8 protein-coding genes and 2 pseudogenes are annotated in these 15,127 nt (G+C 70.6%); 2 read left to right on the forward strand and 8 right to left on the reverse strand.

Annotation, left to right across the window (positions count from 1 at the left end):
- Nucleotides 1-4: 4 nt before the first annotated feature.
- From H3H34_RS08910 to H3H34_RS14160, 4 genes and pseudogenes are all read right to left on the reverse strand, one after another.
- Nucleotides 5-991, reverse strand: coding sequence for an AAA family ATPase (locus H3H34_RS08910; protein ID WP_194744950.1), 987 nt, complete (start codon nucleotides 989-991; stop codon nucleotides 5-7).
- Nucleotides 992-1,187: 196 nt separating this feature from the next.
- Nucleotides 1,188-1,337: a CcdB family protein gene (locus tag H3H34_RS14150; protein ID WP_408033953.1), complete on the reverse strand. Its 150-nt coding sequence runs from the start codon at nucleotides 1,335-1,337 to the stop codon at nucleotides 1,188-1,190.
- 43 nt (nucleotides 1,338-1,380) lie between these two features.
- A pseudogene (locus tag H3H34_RS14155) lies at nucleotides 1,381-1,452 on the reverse strand (hypothetical protein); the annotation flags it as partial.
- Nucleotides 1,452-1,708 (reverse strand): annotated as a pseudogene (locus H3H34_RS14160) (type II toxin-antitoxin system CcdA family antitoxin). The pseudogenes H3H34_RS14160 and H3H34_RS14155, both read right to left, overlap by 1 nt.
- 919 nt (nucleotides 1,709-2,627) lie before the next feature.
- Between H3H34_RS14160 and gdhA the strand changes: the two are divergent.
- The gene (gene gdhA, locus H3H34_RS08925; protein WP_194744951.1) at nucleotides 2,628-3,983 is read left to right on the forward strand and encodes an NADP-specific glutamate dehydrogenase; all 1,356 of its coding nucleotides are present in this window, start codon (nucleotides 2,628-2,630) and stop codon (nucleotides 3,981-3,983) included.
- A gap of 57 nt (nucleotides 3,984-4,040) precedes the next feature.
- On the opposite strand, the gene H3H34_RS08930 is transcribed toward gdhA, so the two are convergent.
- From H3H34_RS08930 to H3H34_RS08945, 4 genes are read right to left on the reverse strand one after another with little or no spacing between them, the layout of a single operon-like run.
- On the reverse strand, nucleotides 4,041-7,940 hold the full coding sequence (locus tag H3H34_RS08930; RefSeq protein WP_194744952.1) for a hypothetical protein: 3,900 nt from the start codon (nucleotides 7,938-7,940) through the stop codon (nucleotides 4,041-4,043).
- Between the two features lies 1 nt (nucleotide 7,941).
- Entirely contained in the window at nucleotides 7,942-9,747 is a 1,806-nt protein-coding gene (locus tag H3H34_RS08935; RefSeq protein ID WP_235945632.1) for a hypothetical protein, read from the reverse strand.
- A gap of 4 nt (nucleotides 9,748-9,751) precedes the next feature.
- Nucleotides 9,752-11,686 (reverse strand): heme-binding protein, encoded by a 1,935-nt coding sequence (locus H3H34_RS08940; RefSeq protein WP_328831708.1) that lies wholly within the window; start codon nucleotides 11,684-11,686, stop codon nucleotides 9,752-9,754.
- A 17-nt stretch (nucleotides 11,687-11,703) separates the two neighbouring features.
- Nucleotides 11,704-13,131, reverse strand: a complete 1,428-nt coding sequence (locus tag H3H34_RS08945) for a cytochrome c family protein (RefSeq protein ID WP_235945634.1) — start codon at nucleotides 13,129-13,131, stop codon at nucleotides 11,704-11,706.
- A 285-nt stretch (nucleotides 13,132-13,416) separates the two neighbouring features.
- Here H3H34_RS08945 and H3H34_RS08950 point away from each other — a divergent pair, with 285 nt between their 5' ends.
- Complete coding sequence (locus tag H3H34_RS08950) at nucleotides 13,417-15,117, forward strand: ShlB/FhaC/HecB family hemolysin secretion/activation protein (RefSeq protein WP_194744954.1); 1,701 nt, start codon at nucleotides 13,417-13,419, stop codon at nucleotides 15,115-15,117.
- Nucleotides 15,118-15,127 lie beyond the last annotated feature (10 nt).

Raw genomic sequence — 15,127 nt, forward strand, 5'->3', positions numbered from 1 at the left:
CCCACTAACCGCTAAGCGACGCCCTCCGGCGTTCCTCGATAGCACCGAGCAGCACCTGGGACGTGACTCGCTTCTCGCCGGCCAGGATTGTGGCTTTGGCGGCGTCCTCTGCGGCACGCACCACCTCGGCCTGCGACAGATCGAGCGCTGCCTCGGCGGCGGCTGACCATTGCAGCCCCCGCGTATCAAAGCCACCCAAGCGCGCACGGAGCAACCGCTCGATCAACGGGACATCGGGGTTAGCGTACTCGATTACGTCGTCGAAACGACGGAACAGCGCCGTATCGAGGAGCTTGGGGTGATTGGTGGCGGCGATCACCAGCCCTTGGCTGTCATCCTGCTCGAGGAACTGCAGAAAGGAGTTGAGCACCCGCCGTATCTCACCGACATCCTGCCGCTCGCTCCGGCGGGCACCAATCGCATCGAACTCGTCGAAAAAGTAGACGCCTCGTGTGCCAGCCATTGCGTCGAACACGAGGCGAAGCTTTCCCGCCGTCTCGCCCATGAACTTCGTAATGAGCCCATCGAGGACAACCGTGAATAGCGGCACCTTAAGCTCGCCGGCGAGCGCGGCCGCGGTCATCGTCTTGCCCGAACCCGGCGGGCCCACCAGCAGCAGCTTGCGCCGGGGCCGCAGGCCGTGGTCCCTCAGCCGCTCCTGTTGGCGCTGCTCGACGAGCACCCGCTCCAACCGCTCTCCGAGCGCTTGGGGAAGCACCATGTCAGCGAGGCGTTCGGTCGGGTAGCGGGCGCTCAACAGTGCGGCCAGCTCACCCTTAGGCTGAACCATCGGGACGGGATTCCGCCGACGCTCGATGCCCGATCCGCGGGTCTTCGCCTCGTCGACGAGGTTCTTCAGCTCTTGGGCGAGCTTGCCGTGCCCGTGCCTAGCTTCATGCGCCGCGAGCTGCATAGCGGTTGACAGGAAACGATCTTCGTCCCCCTCGATATGGCTTCTCAGCAGGCTGATGATGTGGCGCGCGGTCGTCATCTCTTCAATTATATCCGGAAGGCCTTGAATGGGCGAGGCATAAACGACTTTAGACGGACGGCCACGAGTTGTATCGCGAACAAAGGATGGATCTCTCAGAACCGCCCAACCGTTCCGGCCTGCTCTACGTCATGCCCGCTTTGGCCAAAAAAGGCATCGCAAGCTGCCTGACCACATGCGGCCTCCTTTCTGCCGATCATACGCCTGAGATGAGCATATCGAGCGCATTGGTGATGGCTGTGCCCTGATCGCTGAGCGACGTGACCTTTTCGCCAAGTTCCCTGGTCAGCACGGCAGCGGCAAACTGCGTGACCACCACGTGCGGCAGGCCTGGGCGCGGCGTCAAGCGGCAAGAGCGGAACGACGAAGCGGGTGTTGACATGGGACAACAGATCGGCCTGGCAGTCGAGCAGATATCCGCGTGCCGCGTCCGCCCGAGCAAACACGTCGAAGCGCGCCATCAGAAGCGGCGCTTGGACGCCAGCGGCAGGCCATGCGCCTCGACCCAGGCATTGGAACTGTCGAGCGCGTCGCGGTTCTCGGCCAGCCAGCGGCGCGCCGGGCCCCGGTAACGCTGGCCTTCAGGCCCTCCTCACAGGCGCGAAAGATATTGATCTCGAGTGCGCGCGCTTCCGCGACAAGGGCCGCAGGAAGGGAAACGCTGGTCGCGATACGTCGCGTGTGTCCGGAGCAAGGCGATGGCTGCGGGCTGGTCATGAAGATCTCCTTTCCAAATTTGAGCACTTTGTATGCGCATGATCAATGTATTTTCATCCCGGGGATCCAGTCTGAAAACCACCACTGGACGCCAAGGCAAAGAGCCGGACAAGCGCGAGCCTGGGCTAGCACCAGCCGCTTGTGAGACCTTCTGAACCCATTAGAAGGGGTCTGCGCGCGCCGGGCGCGCGGAAGTTCGAGCTCAAGGCGCGGGAGGGCAGCCGGCCTGCCAGCTGAAACGATCTCCGTGCGTCTTCCCGTCCCGGACAGGGTGTTCAGACGGCCCGGTATTGATGGAAGCCGAATCCAAGTTGACTCTGACTGTCGGATTGATTCGCCAAACCTCTGCCGACTGTGGAGGAATTTGTGGGGGAAGTTCGAGGGCGGGGCAGCAACCCATTGGCGAGTCGCAAGAAATCCGCGTGATGCGAATCCCTCCGACTCCGCCAGGACATGTCACGCCGGCGTCGCGGCAGACCGCCTGGGTCGAACGTCCGGCATTCCTTGTCGATCTGCGAAAAAGCCCGGAAATCGGGCGTGCCTTCAGGCCGTTGCACGGAGGCATGGCATTTCCCGGCGGGATCGAAGACTGCCCCTTTCCCGCATCGACCGGCGGCCGAGAGGCTTTTCGTCGGGCAGGCGCCCTACCCGCCGCAGCTCAGGCAGAATGCGAAACTGCCCGGAACTTGCGTCATTCGGATGACCTGCGCCGCCTTCGGTGCAACCGAGCTTCACGAGCCCAAAGCCGATGGCCGGCAGGCGCTGCGGCTGCGTTCGGACCGCGACAGGGTGGAAGGCGTCGGCCCTCGTCACACCGGCAGGCCGAACGCCGCCTGCCGGAGACACGAAATGTCCCCGTGGTCGTGGCTGCAATTCGCGCCTATGCTGCCGTACTGGGGAAAAGGGAAGGAGCCACGCGATGGCCCGAGGCGATCATGTCGATCTGGCCGGCTTCATGGACGGGGTCAGGCGGCGCAACCCCGGCCAGCCGGAATTCGTGCAGGCCGTGCAGGAAGTGGCGGAAGACATCTACGACTTCTTCGAAAGCCACGAGGAATATCACGCCGAGCAGATCCTCCGCCGGATCGCCGAACCCGACCGCGTCGTCTCCTTCCGCGTCTGCTGGGAGGATGACCGGGGCAACATTCGCGTCCAGCGCGGCTGGCGGGTCCAGAACAACAACGCCATCGGCCCCTACAAGGGCGGACTGCGCTTCCACCCCTCCGTCACCGAATCCGTCCTCAAGTTCCTCGCCTTCGAGCAGACGTTCAAGAATGCGCTGACCGGCCTGCCCATGGGCGGCGCCAAGGGCGGGGCCAACTTCAACCCCCGCGGCAAGTCGGACCGCGAGGTGATGCGCTTCTGCCAGAGCTTCATGACCGAGCTCTACCGGCACGTGGGGGCGGACGTCGACGTGCCCGCCGGCGACATCGGCGTCGGCGCGCGCGAGATCGGCTACATGTTCGGCCAGTACAAGCGGATCACCAACCAGTTCACCGGCGTGCTGACCGGCAAGGGCCTCGAGTTCGGCGGCTCGCTCATCCGCACCGAGGCGACCGGCTATGGCGCCGTCTACTTCCTCGAGAACATGCTCGCCCACCGGGGCCAGGGCATCGCCGGGCTGGTCTGCACCATCTCCGGCTCGGGCAATGTCGCAACCCACGCCGCCGAGAAGCTGGTGCAGCTGGGGGCGAAGCCGGTGACGCTCTCCGACTCCGACGGCTTCATCCATGTGCCCGGCGGCTTCACCCAGGAGCAGATCGACTGGGTGAAAGATCTGAAGACGGTGCGCCGCGGCCGCATCGCCGAGTTCGCCGAGGCCTTCCCCGCCGCCAGCTACCACGAAGGCGAGCGCCCCTGGGGCGTGCCCTGTGACGTCGCCATCCCCTGCGCCACCCAGAACGAGCTCGACGAGGACGACGCGAAGCGGCTGGTGGCCAATGGCTGCATCGCCGTCGTCGAGGGCGCCAACATGCCGACGACGCTCGGGGCCACCCACTATCTGAAGGCGTCCCGCGTGCTGTTCGCGCCCGGCAAGGCGGCCAATGCTGGCGGCGTCGCCGTCTCGGGGCTCGAGATGGCGCAGAATTCGGCCCGCATCAGCTGGAGCGAGGAGCAGCTACAGCAGCTGCTCAAGGACATCATGAAGGGAATCCACGACCGCTGCGTGAAATGGGGGACCGAGGCCGACGGCCATGTGGACTATGTGAAGGGCGCCAACATCGCCGGCTTCAAGAAGGTGGCGGATGCGATGCTGGCCTATGGGGTGGTCTGAGCGCCGCACTCCTTCGTGGGCGCGGCACGCGCGGCAGGCCGCCCGGCGCCCCGAAGCTCAGCGTCCGGCTACGCGGAGCGGCGGGCGGGGACCCACCCAGTCGGCCATGTCGGCCCGGTCGGAGACCTTCCAGACCCGGCCCTCGCGGTTCAGGTAGAAGCGGCGCATCTCCTCAGCCGTGAAGGGGCGCGAGCCGTAGCGGCCGAAGACGGCGATCTGCCCGCCCGTCTCGTCCACCGCCCGGTCGCGGTCGAGCCCCTTGGAGACGGCCCGGAGCGGCCAGGGCGTGCGGGCGAAGGCGATGAGCTCGGGCACGGGCGCGGGCGCGAAGCCGTAGAAGTTGGGCTGGCTGTCGGGCGAGGTGAGCTGGAGGACCTTGAGGCCATTGCGGCCGTCGGCGACATAGGCGAAGGCCGACGCATTGGTGGAGGCGACGATCACGTCCGAAGCATCGTCCATCCGCCCGTCGAGCGTGACCGCCATGTGGACGCGCGGCCGCTCGGGGTTGGTTGCGTTCACGATGACGAGACCGTCGCGGCCGGCGGCCACATAGGCATAGGTGCGCGCGACATAGACGCGCCTCGCATCAGGGAGCGGCACGACGGCGCCCGGCACCGGCCTGGGGTTGCGAAGATCGGTTGCGTCCAGCACCTCGAGCCCGCGCGCGGTGGTGGCGAAGAGGTAGCGGAACTGGAGCGCCGAGGCGCGCACCTCCGGCAGCGGAACGGTCGCGGCATGGCGCGGCGAGAGCGGATCCGAGAGGTCGACGACGACGAGCCCGGCGTCGGCCGCGACATAGGCGATGGAGCCGGCGAGCATCACGTGCCGGGCGCCGCGGAGCAGCCCGCCCGGGTTCCAGGTGACGGCGCGGCGCAGCCGGTTGTTGCGCGGCTCGCGGTCGACCAGCGTGTCGACATTGACGAGGATAAGCCCCTCCTCGGCATCCGAGACCGCGGCATAGTGGTAGATGGGGTGAAAGGGCTGCTCGGCGTTCAGCTCGCGCATCTCGGGCGTGTTGCGGGTGGGTGCCACCGGCTGGTTGGTGGGAAGCGCGACGCAGGTGGCGTGGCGCGAGGGCACCAGCGTGTCGTGGCCGAGGCGGGAGAAGGGGCCGGTCAGGATCGGCTCGGAGACGCCCTTGTTGGCGACGCTGGCGATGTCATAGACCCTGAGGCCCGCCTTCGCCTCGGCGGCGAACAGCCACTCGCCCCGGTGCTGCAGGCAGCCGACCGCGCCGGCGGTGCCCTTGTCGATGTTGCGGAACTCCTCGGCCGAATCGCGCGCGTTCCAGAAGGAGCCCATCACCGCCCGCCCGCGCCGCGCGGTCTTCAGCTCCCGGCCCTGCCGTTCGACGAACCAGCGATAGTAATCCGGGTAGGCGTAGCGGTGGAGGTAGGAGCCGAGCACCGCCTGCGGCTCGGAGAATTCGGTGACCCGAATGGCGGAGATGCCGCCCTCGCCGCCGGCATAGGCGTAGAGGCCGACGAAGTTCACGTAGTTGGTGCCCTGGAGCAGGAGCTGCGCCATCCAGGCATTGTTGTCGTCGGCGGAAGACAGGTGGCAGTCGGTGCAGGTCTTGGTCTCGGTCTTCCTGACGGTGTGCGGGAAGTGCGGGGCGAAGGCCTGGGACGAGAAGCCGATTGCCGAGATGGGCGGCTGCTGGACGTAGATGCGCTCGCGGTTGGCGTTGGTGGAGGTGAGCACCAGCGCCGATGACGAGCGGACGGGAGCGATGACGTTCCCCTTGGACGTCTGGTGGATGCCGAGCTGGAACATCTCGTCGCGCGCGACCTGCGGGTTGTAGCTCGCCCAGTTGCGCGTGGTCTTGCCCTCGTAGCGGTGCACCTGCGTCTTCCAGTTGGCCTCGATCGGCAGGTGGCAGCCGCCGCAGCTCGTGGTCCAGGCGAGGTGGCAGGTGTAGCAGGTCATCGCCTCGTCGCGGTGCGCGCGCTCGGACGGCGCGACGCCCGGGCCGAAGAGGTAGCGCCCGGTCTCGGCGCCCGAGCGGGCCATCAGCTTCGCGCGCGCCGCCTTCAGGTTGAAGCCCGGCGCGGCCGGATCGACCGAGTCCTTTACAAGGCTCACCCGCCAGACGAGCCCGGGGTCGACGATCGAACGCTGCAGCAGCACCCGCCGGCCATCCTCCACCACCCATTCGAAGCGGCGCTGGCCATCCGGGTTGCGCAGCAGGGAAAGGTCGGTGCCGCCGGGCCGCGCGGCGACGTTCGAGGTGCGCAGCGTCGGGTAGGCATCGGCAGTGCCGTGGCAGTCCCTGCAGGCGATCTCGACCGCGTCGGCCACCTCGCCATGGATGTTGCCGGTGCCGTGGCTGTCCTGGGCGAAGTGGCAGTCGGCGCACTGCATGCCGACCTCGGCGTGGATGTCCATCAGGTGGACCGTCTTGCCCGGGTTCACCCCGGCGGGGACGAACTTCCCCTCGCCGGCGCGCCGCCAGCGCTCGGGATCGGCCGGGTCCACCCGGTTCCCTTCGGCGTCGAGCAGGTGGCCCTCGCGGTCGCGCTTCAGGATGGCGCGGAAGTTCCAGCCGTGGCCGTGATAGTCGGCGAACTGGGTGTGCTGCAGCTTTGGGTTCAGATCGTAGACGTTACGCAGGAAGTCGAGATCGGCCCATCTGCCACGCACGGCCGCCCCTTCCGGGTTGCGGTCGAGCACCTTCCGCATCGCCGCGGCGTCCGGATAGGCCTGCTTCTCGGGCCACATGGCGGGCGCGTCCGCCTCATAGTCCCACATCGTGTAGCCGAGGTAGGAATTCAGGAAGATGTTGGGCTGGTGCATGTGGCAGTTCATGCACTGGCTTGTCGGGATCGCGCGGGTGAAGGCGTGGGCGATGGGGTGGCCGCTCTCCCCGCGCGGGATCATCGGGTCGGCAGTCGCCGTCTCGCCGTCGCGGCCATGGCGGGCGAAGCTGAGCGAATGGCGCGGCTCGCGGTCGTTCGCATAGACCACATGGCAGGCCGCGCAGCCCGAGTGGCGATAGTCGCCGGGCTGGTCGTTGGTGCCCATGAACCAGGTGAAGGGGTCGTTGAGGCGCGTCTTGTGGATGTTGAGCACGGGGATGGCGACGCGCTGGCCGGTGCCGGGCCCCCGGTTCGACTGGCGGATGTCGGGCCGTCCCGGCTCCTCGAGGCGCTGGATCTGGCCGAGCACGTTCGGGAGGCCGACCTCGGGGAAGTTCGTGTTGATGTTGCGCCCGCCGCGCTCGAAGACGCGGAAGACGTCGGCCGGCGGCACCACATGCCAGGTGGGAAGCGGGTAGAGCGCTTCCAGCACGCCGCGCCGGCGCGCCGCCTCGGTGAGCGGGCCCGGCGAGACGATCCGCGCCGGCCTGCCATCGGGCGTGTAGGCTTCGCCCAGGAGGTAGCGCTTGAAGGGCAGGATTCCGTTGTTGTAGGCGGCCCCGCCCCAGAGCATCGCGCCGGTGGCCATGAGCGAGCGCTCGGCCGCCTCGATGATCGGCAGGTGGCAGGCGCCGCAGGCCGCGCGGGCGGCGCGATAGTCCGAGGGGTTGACGAAGCGGACGAATTCGGGTGCCTCGCGGTTCAGAAGCGCGTAGGTCCGCTTCGGGTTGGCCGACGACGGCCAGTTCCACGCCTTCGGATAGCGGGGCAGCACGTGCGCGCGCTCGAGCGTTGCGAGGAAGGCGCGGGTGCCCGGCTGCGCGCCGGCCTCGGCATGGACTGCGGCATTGCCGCCGTGGCAGTCGGTGCAGCCCAGCACCACGGCAGGCGAGGCGTGCATGGTGCGATGGTCGGTCGCGCGGTGGCAGCTCTGGCAGCCGGCGGACTTGGCGTCGGCTTCCGCCCAGCTCTGGCTCTTCGGCGCAGGCGGCGCTGGCGCATAGGTCCGCGCGACCGGCCGCTCGGCTTCGGCAGCGGGGAGGGGGGCGGCAGGCACCGCGCCGACCAGGGCGACGATGACCGGAATCAGGCGCCGCATGTCAGTAGGAAAGCACGAGATTGAGAAGGACGGAAGCGAAGCGCTTCGCCCGGTTCTCGGCCACGAACAGCTGGCGGAAGCCCCGGCCCGGCACGAGCATGGCCGCCGAGCCGCGCACCACGATGTTCTGGTGCATGAAGGGGCGCCAGACCGCCGCGGTGGAAAGATCATAGCCGATCGCGGGCGCGATCCCGCCCTGCTGGCGCAGCGTCTCGAGCACGGCGGTGCAGTGGAAGCGCAGGTGATTGGCGTTGCCCGAGAGGCGGAGGGTGGGCGTGAGGTCGAGGTCGGCGCCGGCGCCGAGAAGGATGGTGCCGGGGTTCACGAAGTTCGACTGGCCCTGCTCTTTCGACGAGCGCAGCGCGTTCAGGATGCCGTTGCGCCCGTTCACGGCAACGGCCCGCCCGCCGCCGGCAAAGGGAATGGTCTGGCGGATCCAGTAGCTGGTGTCGGCGCCGGCAAAGAGCGGGTTCTCGAACACGGCGTCGAAACCATGGTGGGTGTCGTCGAAGGGGTCGCCGTCGCCGGTTGCGAACAGGAGGCTGCCGCGCAGGCGGACCCAGTCGAAGTCCATCGATGGCTCGGCGGCGAGGAAGCCGGCGCGGATCAGCGCCCTCTCGCCGGTGAAGACGCTGTTCCGCTCTTCGCCCAGGAGGAGATAGGCCGAGGCGGTGAGGTTCAGCCGGCCGATCCGGCCGTCGGCATTGGCGCCGAGGTAGACCGCGTCATAGTCCCGGCCGCGCAGATTGCCGATAAGCGCCGGGCGGACGGGAAAGCCGTTGGTGTCGACCTGGATGTCGCCGGCCTCGCGGTTCAGGTTCCACAGCACGACAAGCTGCGAGGTGAGCGCCGGAAAGGGCAGGTCCTGCCGGTAGAGGTTGGCGGCCAGCACATAGTCCCGCCGCAGGGGCCGCAGGAGGGCGTTGAGGCCGGAGTTGGTGTCCTTCTCCAGCCGCACGAAGGCGGCGAGATTGTACTGGACCCGGTTGTCGTCGCGCGTGCCGAAGAGGCGGATCCCGAGCGGATTGTCCTGGAAGAGGAAGCCGCGGAAGTCGGCGGTGAAGGGCTGGATGCCGATGCGCACCGAGTCGAAGTCGTAGCGGTCGGAAACATCGCGCAGGTGGCGGTCGTAGAACAGCTCCTGCACGCCGACGAAGGCGTCCGACCGCTCCGGAGGCAGGCTGGGCGCAACCCTCAGCACCCGCCGCTCGGGCACGCGCACATGGTTGAACTGGAGGGCGAGCGCCGCCTTCAGCTCCTGCTCCACCGGCTTGAAGAGGGTCGAGCCCTGGAACAGCGAGGCCGAGACGAGGAGGGTCTGGGCGACCACGGTGGATTGCGTGCGGCCGAAGACGTCGAGCTCGCCGGGCCGCTCGCTCGTCTGGATGCCGACCGGGATCGGGAAGGAGCGGGGCTCGACGACCGTATCCGAGATGGCGCCGAGCAGCAGGAACCAGTCGGTCGTGCCGGGAAGCGGCTTGTCGCCTTTCAGCACATTCTGGTTGTAGGGGTCGAGCGCACGCTGCCGGCGCACCCCGAGGACGTCGCGGAAATAGGGGATCTTCCAGGCCTCGAGGCTGTCGAGGATGCGCCAGCGATCGGGCACGGGCAGATGGTCCGCTGGCCAGGCCTCGGGCGGCGGAACCGCGCCGGGGTTGTCGGTCGGCGGCTCGGGGGGCGGCAGGTCGGGGCGGATTCCGGGCACGCGCCGCTCGACCGCGGGCTCGCCGGGCGGGGCGGCGGGCGAAGGCGCCTGCGCTGCCGCGGCAGCGGCGGGGAGGAGCAGCAGCGGGAGGAGCAGCCGCATTGCCCTAGCGCCCGGCGCACACATTCTGCGCGGCATCGCCAAGGAAGGGGGCGAAGGGGCAGACAATCCAGCGCAGCCGCACCCGCCGGCCATCGTCGAGCGCAACCTCGATCCGGTCGGAGCGGATCTCGGGCGCGGCGTTCCTGACCGCAGTCGAGGCGACGATGCCATCGGTCCCGAGGAAGGCGATCATGTCGTCCTGGTCGATGCCATCGCCGGAGACGCCGATGCCGCCGACGAGGCGGCCCTCCTTGTAGAGCGGCACGCCGCCGGGGAAGATCTGGAGCCCGTTCGCCAGCCGGCCGCGGGGACCGTCGGCAGGCGGCAGGCCGCTGCAGCCCGGCGGCGGGTCCGCGCCCGCGCCGGCGAGAAAGCCGAGATGGGCGGCGATGTCGCCGGTGACGAGCGCCGACTGGAGGCCGTTGGCAAACGGGGAGAAGCTGTCGATCGCCCGGCCGAGCGGGCCCGGAGGCCGCCCCACCTCGCCATCGGGGAAATGGGGTCTTGCGAGATTCCCGATCGCGCGGGCGGAAAGGGCCTGGCGGCCCGTCAGTGCCGCCGGGTCGGCGAGGAAGGCGCGCGTGGCGGCAACCGTCGCGCGCACCGCCGGGCTCGGGTGGGCGAGGAGGTCGGCCGCGGCGGCGGCCGAGGAGAGGAAGGCGGCGCTGCGCGCCTTCTGCACGGCGACGTCGATCCCGAAGACCGGCGCGTCGGGCGACCGCACCAGCCCGAGGACTCGACCGCTCGAGTCGACCACGGCGATCGAGACCTGGGCGCGGCTCTCGAGCGGTCGGCGGATCTGCCCGCGGGCCCGGGCCATCACGTCGAAGGCGGAGTCGAGGAGTGCAGCCACCTCGGCTGCAGTGAGCCCGCCGTCGCGCCCGGCCGCCGGCGCGAACCGCCGGAGCCCGGTGCCGTCGGAGAGGACATACTGGTCCGGGCTGGCGCTTTCGTCGGGCCGCGCACGCCGCACGCCCGAGTCCTCGGTGCCATAGGCCGTGCCGGCCCGAAGCGCCCCGTCGGTGTAGCCGGGCACGGCCACCAGCGCGCCGGGGAAGGCCTCGAGCGGTGGCGCGACCGAGGGGTCGGCGCGCAACGCCTCGATGCCCCGGTCGCGGAACCGCAAGCTCGTGCCATCGACCGAGACCCGGTCGGCCTCGATCTCGCGGGGCGCGGCAAAACCATGGGTGCCGGCAAGGGCGATCAGCTCCTCGTCGTCGGTGTCGACGTCGCGCACCTCGGCGTCGAAGCCATAGTCGCCATCGCCCATCACGCCGATGCCGCCGACCACCACGCCGGCCTTGTAGAGCGGGAAGCCGCCCGGGTCGGCAGCGAGCCCGAGCGGGGAGCGCCTGGGGCCGATCCGCGCGAAGGGACCGGCTGCGAAGCGCGTCACGATGTCCGAGCAGGGGAGCTGGCTGAACTGGACTCCGAACAGCGGTCCCGACTCGAGGCCGCGGGCGAGCGCCGAGGGCGGGAAATGCTGCTGCACGATCATGCTCGCCGTGCGGGTGGAGAAGGCGTTTCCGGCCGAGGAGAGATAGGCCCCGGTGATCGCCTTGGCGATCGCGGCCGCCTCGGCGGGCACCTCGATCCCCTGCGCGTCGAAGTTGCCGCCAGGGCCCGGCCGGGTGCGGGCTGTCGCCCGCGCGCCCGCCATGCGGAACACGGCAAGGACATTCCCGACCCGGTCGACGACGGCAATCACGACCGGAAGCGACCGTGCCCGCGCCTCGCCGGCCGCCTGGGCGACGATGCGGCGCACGTCCGCCTCGGTCAGCGCCTCGGGCGCCGGGTCGGCGAACAGCCGTGGCGGTGCCGGCGGCCCCGGGGGAGCGGGCGGCGCGGCTGGCGGGCCGGCGGACGGCGCCTGGCCGGGCGACGGCGCCGGCGGGCCGCCGCAGGCAGCGAGGAGGGCGAGGAGCGCGAGGCTCGCCACCCTCGGGATGGCCCGCCTCACAGCATCGCCCGCGCGGCCGCGCCGAGGCGGAGCATCGCCCGGTGGAAGGCCTCCGCGTCCCAGCGGTTGGCATCGCGCAGGAGCGCGTGCGCTTCGTCGAGCCCGGGCCGCAGCGCCCGGGCGCGGGTCTCGGAGACCAGGCCATCGCGGGCAAGCGCAGCGACAAGCGTCTCGATCGCCATCAGGGTCTGGGCCCCGCCCTGGTAGTCGGAGACGCGGGCGAGATGCCGCGCGTCGGTGATCGCGGCAACGATCCGGAGCGCAGCCGCCGGGTCGAGCGCGCGCGCGGCAAGGTCGCGGGCGAGCCGCTCGGCGCTGTCGGCAAGGGCGAGGGCGGCGCGATCGGCGGCCGGGCGGTTCTCGGCGAAGGCGCGGTGGAAGGCGGCAGAGCGCTCCGCGACCTCGGCAGCAGCCGGCGGTGCGAGCACGCGGGCGGCTGCATCGAGCAGGAGCAGGTTCTCGTCAGCAAAGGCGGGAAAGCCGGACGGAAGCGGGCGCCATTGCTCGGCCCGCGCAAGCGGCTTGGCGCCGCGTGCATCGCTGATCGGACGGTGGCAGCTGCGGCAGTCGAAGAAGACGAACTCCGGCCAGGCGCCGTCGGAGCCCCGCCGCGCGAACAGGCGGAGCTGGCGCGCCGAGGCCAGCGCCTGGCCCACCGCCCAGGCCCTGAGGCCGGAGAAGGCGGGCTTGCGTTCGCGATAGTCGGCATCCTCGTCGTGATGCTGCTGGAGCGCGGTGAAGAGATCGAGCTCGAAGACGAGGCGCGGGTGGCCGGCGGCCATGAGCCGGTGGCTCACGAACTGGTCGGGCCGGTCGCTCCCGAAGTGGCAGTCGAGGCACAGGCCGGCGCGGGCGACGGGATCGTCGGCGGGAAACAGGCCGGCCCGGACGTTCGCGCGATGGCTCGCGCCCACGGCGGCATGGCTCGCCAGCCAGCCGGGCGAGCCGTCGGGCCGGGCGCCGGAGCCGCCGTGGCAGGCCTCGCACCCCACCCCGTCCTCGATCCGGAACCTTGGCCCGCGTCGCGCCGCCGGCACGAAATCGGCGTGGCAGGAAAGGCACTGGGGCGCCTGCTCGGCAGCGGCCAGGCCGAGCCGCTTCGCCATGCGCCGGCTTTCCGGCGCGAGCAGCACCCGCCAGGCGCGGGCGTGCGCGCCAGCGGGGCCTGACGGGTCCTGCCAGGTCTGGAGCTCGTTCTGCCGGACGGTGGCGCCAGTCGGCGCCTGCCGCCCGTGACAGGTGGAGCCGGCGCAGCTTGCGACGCCCTCGTGGACCTGGGCGCGGGCAGGCCGCTCGCCAAGACCCGGAAGCGAAGAGGCAGCAGCGAGCGCCGCCAGCAGCGCAAAGTCCAGCCAGCCGCGCAGGAGACGCCCGGTCCTGCGCCTCGGAGCGCCCGCCATCCGGTCCGGCTCATGGCGGCCCATCGGCCTTCCCGTCCCCCGCCCGCTGCTCGTTCCGGGGCACGCTACGCGCGCGGCGGCCCGGCAGCAAGGCTGCCTCCATCCGGAGCGGCTGCAGCTTTTCTTGTCCTGCCGCCAGGTTGCCGCTAAGAATCTGGTTGCGGCCCGGTTTCGGGGAGGGCGTAACTGGGCTGGCGTTGCCGCTCCGCCCGGCCGAAGGCCGCAGCGGGGGGAGGCATGCGGAGCAAGGCACAGGCCGCGAGCACCGAAGCAGGCGGAGCTGGTGCTGGGCCCGCGCGCGTTCCAACCGTGGCAGCTGCCGGGCTTGCCATATGTCTGGCGGTGCCTGCGGCAGGCCAGCTCCCCACCCCTCCCCTCCCGCAGCTGCCGCCGCCCGAGATTCTCGACCCGGCCCGGCGCTCCGAGACGCCCGTCGATCGCGCCGATCTCTTCGCCCCACCCCTCCCCGCCGCCTGCCCGTTCCGCGATTCGCCGCTCAGCTTCCGGCTCGAGGGGGTCACCTTCGCCGGCCGCCGGCCCGATCCCGACCCCAGGGTCGAAGCCCGGCTGAAGGCGGTGCTCGATTCGACCTACGGCGAGTTCCTCGGCCGCGAGGTGCCGCTTGCGACGCTCTGCACCATCCGCGACCGGGCCGCGGCCGCCCTCTTCGACCAGGGCCGGCTTGCCCGGGTCGAGATCCCCGAGCAGCGCATCGCCGACGGTCGAGTCCGGCTCGAGGTGATCGACGCCCGTGTCGAGACCGTCCGGGTGGTGGGCGTGGCCGGGCCCGTCACCCGCCGCGTGGAGCGCTATGCCGCGCAGATCCGCGGCATGAACCCGTTCGACCTGCGCCGCGCCCAGCGGGCGCTGCTGCTCGCCTCCGAGCTGCCCGGCGTGCGGCTGCGCACCGTGATCCGCCCGGGCGCTTCCGGCCGGCGCGGCGCCATCGACATCGAGCTCGTGGTCGACCGCGATCCGCTCCAGGCAACGGCGAACCTGCAGAACCTGCAGAGCCGCCAGACCGGCCGCTGGGCCCTGCTCGGCCGCCTCGACGCCAACGGCATGACGACCCTTGGCGAACGCACGACGCTCGCGGTCTTCCGCACCGTGCCCGACAACGAGCAGTTCGTCATCCAGCTGCGGGAAGACCTGCGGATCGGGGGCAACGGCCTGCGGCTTTCCGGCGGCCTTTCCTACGGCGAGACCCGCCCCGGCGACGCGCTGGCGCCGCTCGACCTGCGCGCCACCTCGGTCGTCGGCACGCTGGCGGTGGCGTGGCCGCCCATCAAGCGCCGCATGGAAGAAGTGGAGCTGGCCGGCGGGCTCGACGTCGTCTCGCAGCGGACCTCCGGGCCCGGCTTCGGGCTCATCGTCGAGGATCAGCTGCGGGTGCTGTTCGCGCGGGCCTCGGCCGTCAAGCGCTTCCGGATGGGCGGGAGCGACGGGCGGGCGCGGCTGGGCCAGCTCGCCGGCGAGGTGCAGCTCCGCCAGGGTCTCCCCGCGCTTGGCGCCAGCGAGCGCGGAGACATCTTCCTCTCCCGCCTCGACGGCAGGGCCGATGCCTTCGTCGCCCGGTTCGAGGCAAGCGCGCTCGTCCCCTTGGCCGAGCTGGCGAGCCTTGCCGTGCGCGGCCGGGCCCAGCTCGCCTCGAAGCCGCTCCTCGCCTACGAGGAGCTGACGATCGGCAACCTCACCGTCGGCCGCGGCTACGACCCGGCGATCGTCGCCGGCGACGAGGGCGCCCTCGGTTCCATCGACCTGCGCTTCGGGCCCTTCCCGCTGCCGGCCGGCTCGTTCGCACAGCCCTATGCCTTCGTCGATGTCGGCCATGTCTCGAACCGCGACCGCGGCGGCTTCGCCGAGACGCTGGCGTCCGCCGGGGCCGGCGTCACCTGGCAGCTGCCCGGCCGGCTTGCCGTCGATGTCGCCTGGGCCCGGCCGCTCGACGGCGCGCTCGGCAATCCGCGTCCTGCGGACCGCCTGCTCCTCCAGGCCACGGTCGGCTTCTAGTGCGGCGGAG

The organism is Thermaurantiacus tibetensis (assembly GCF_015354055.1).
Taxonomy (GTDB): Bacteria; Pseudomonadota; Alphaproteobacteria; order Sphingomonadales; family Sphingomonadaceae; genus Thermaurantiacus; species Thermaurantiacus tibetensis.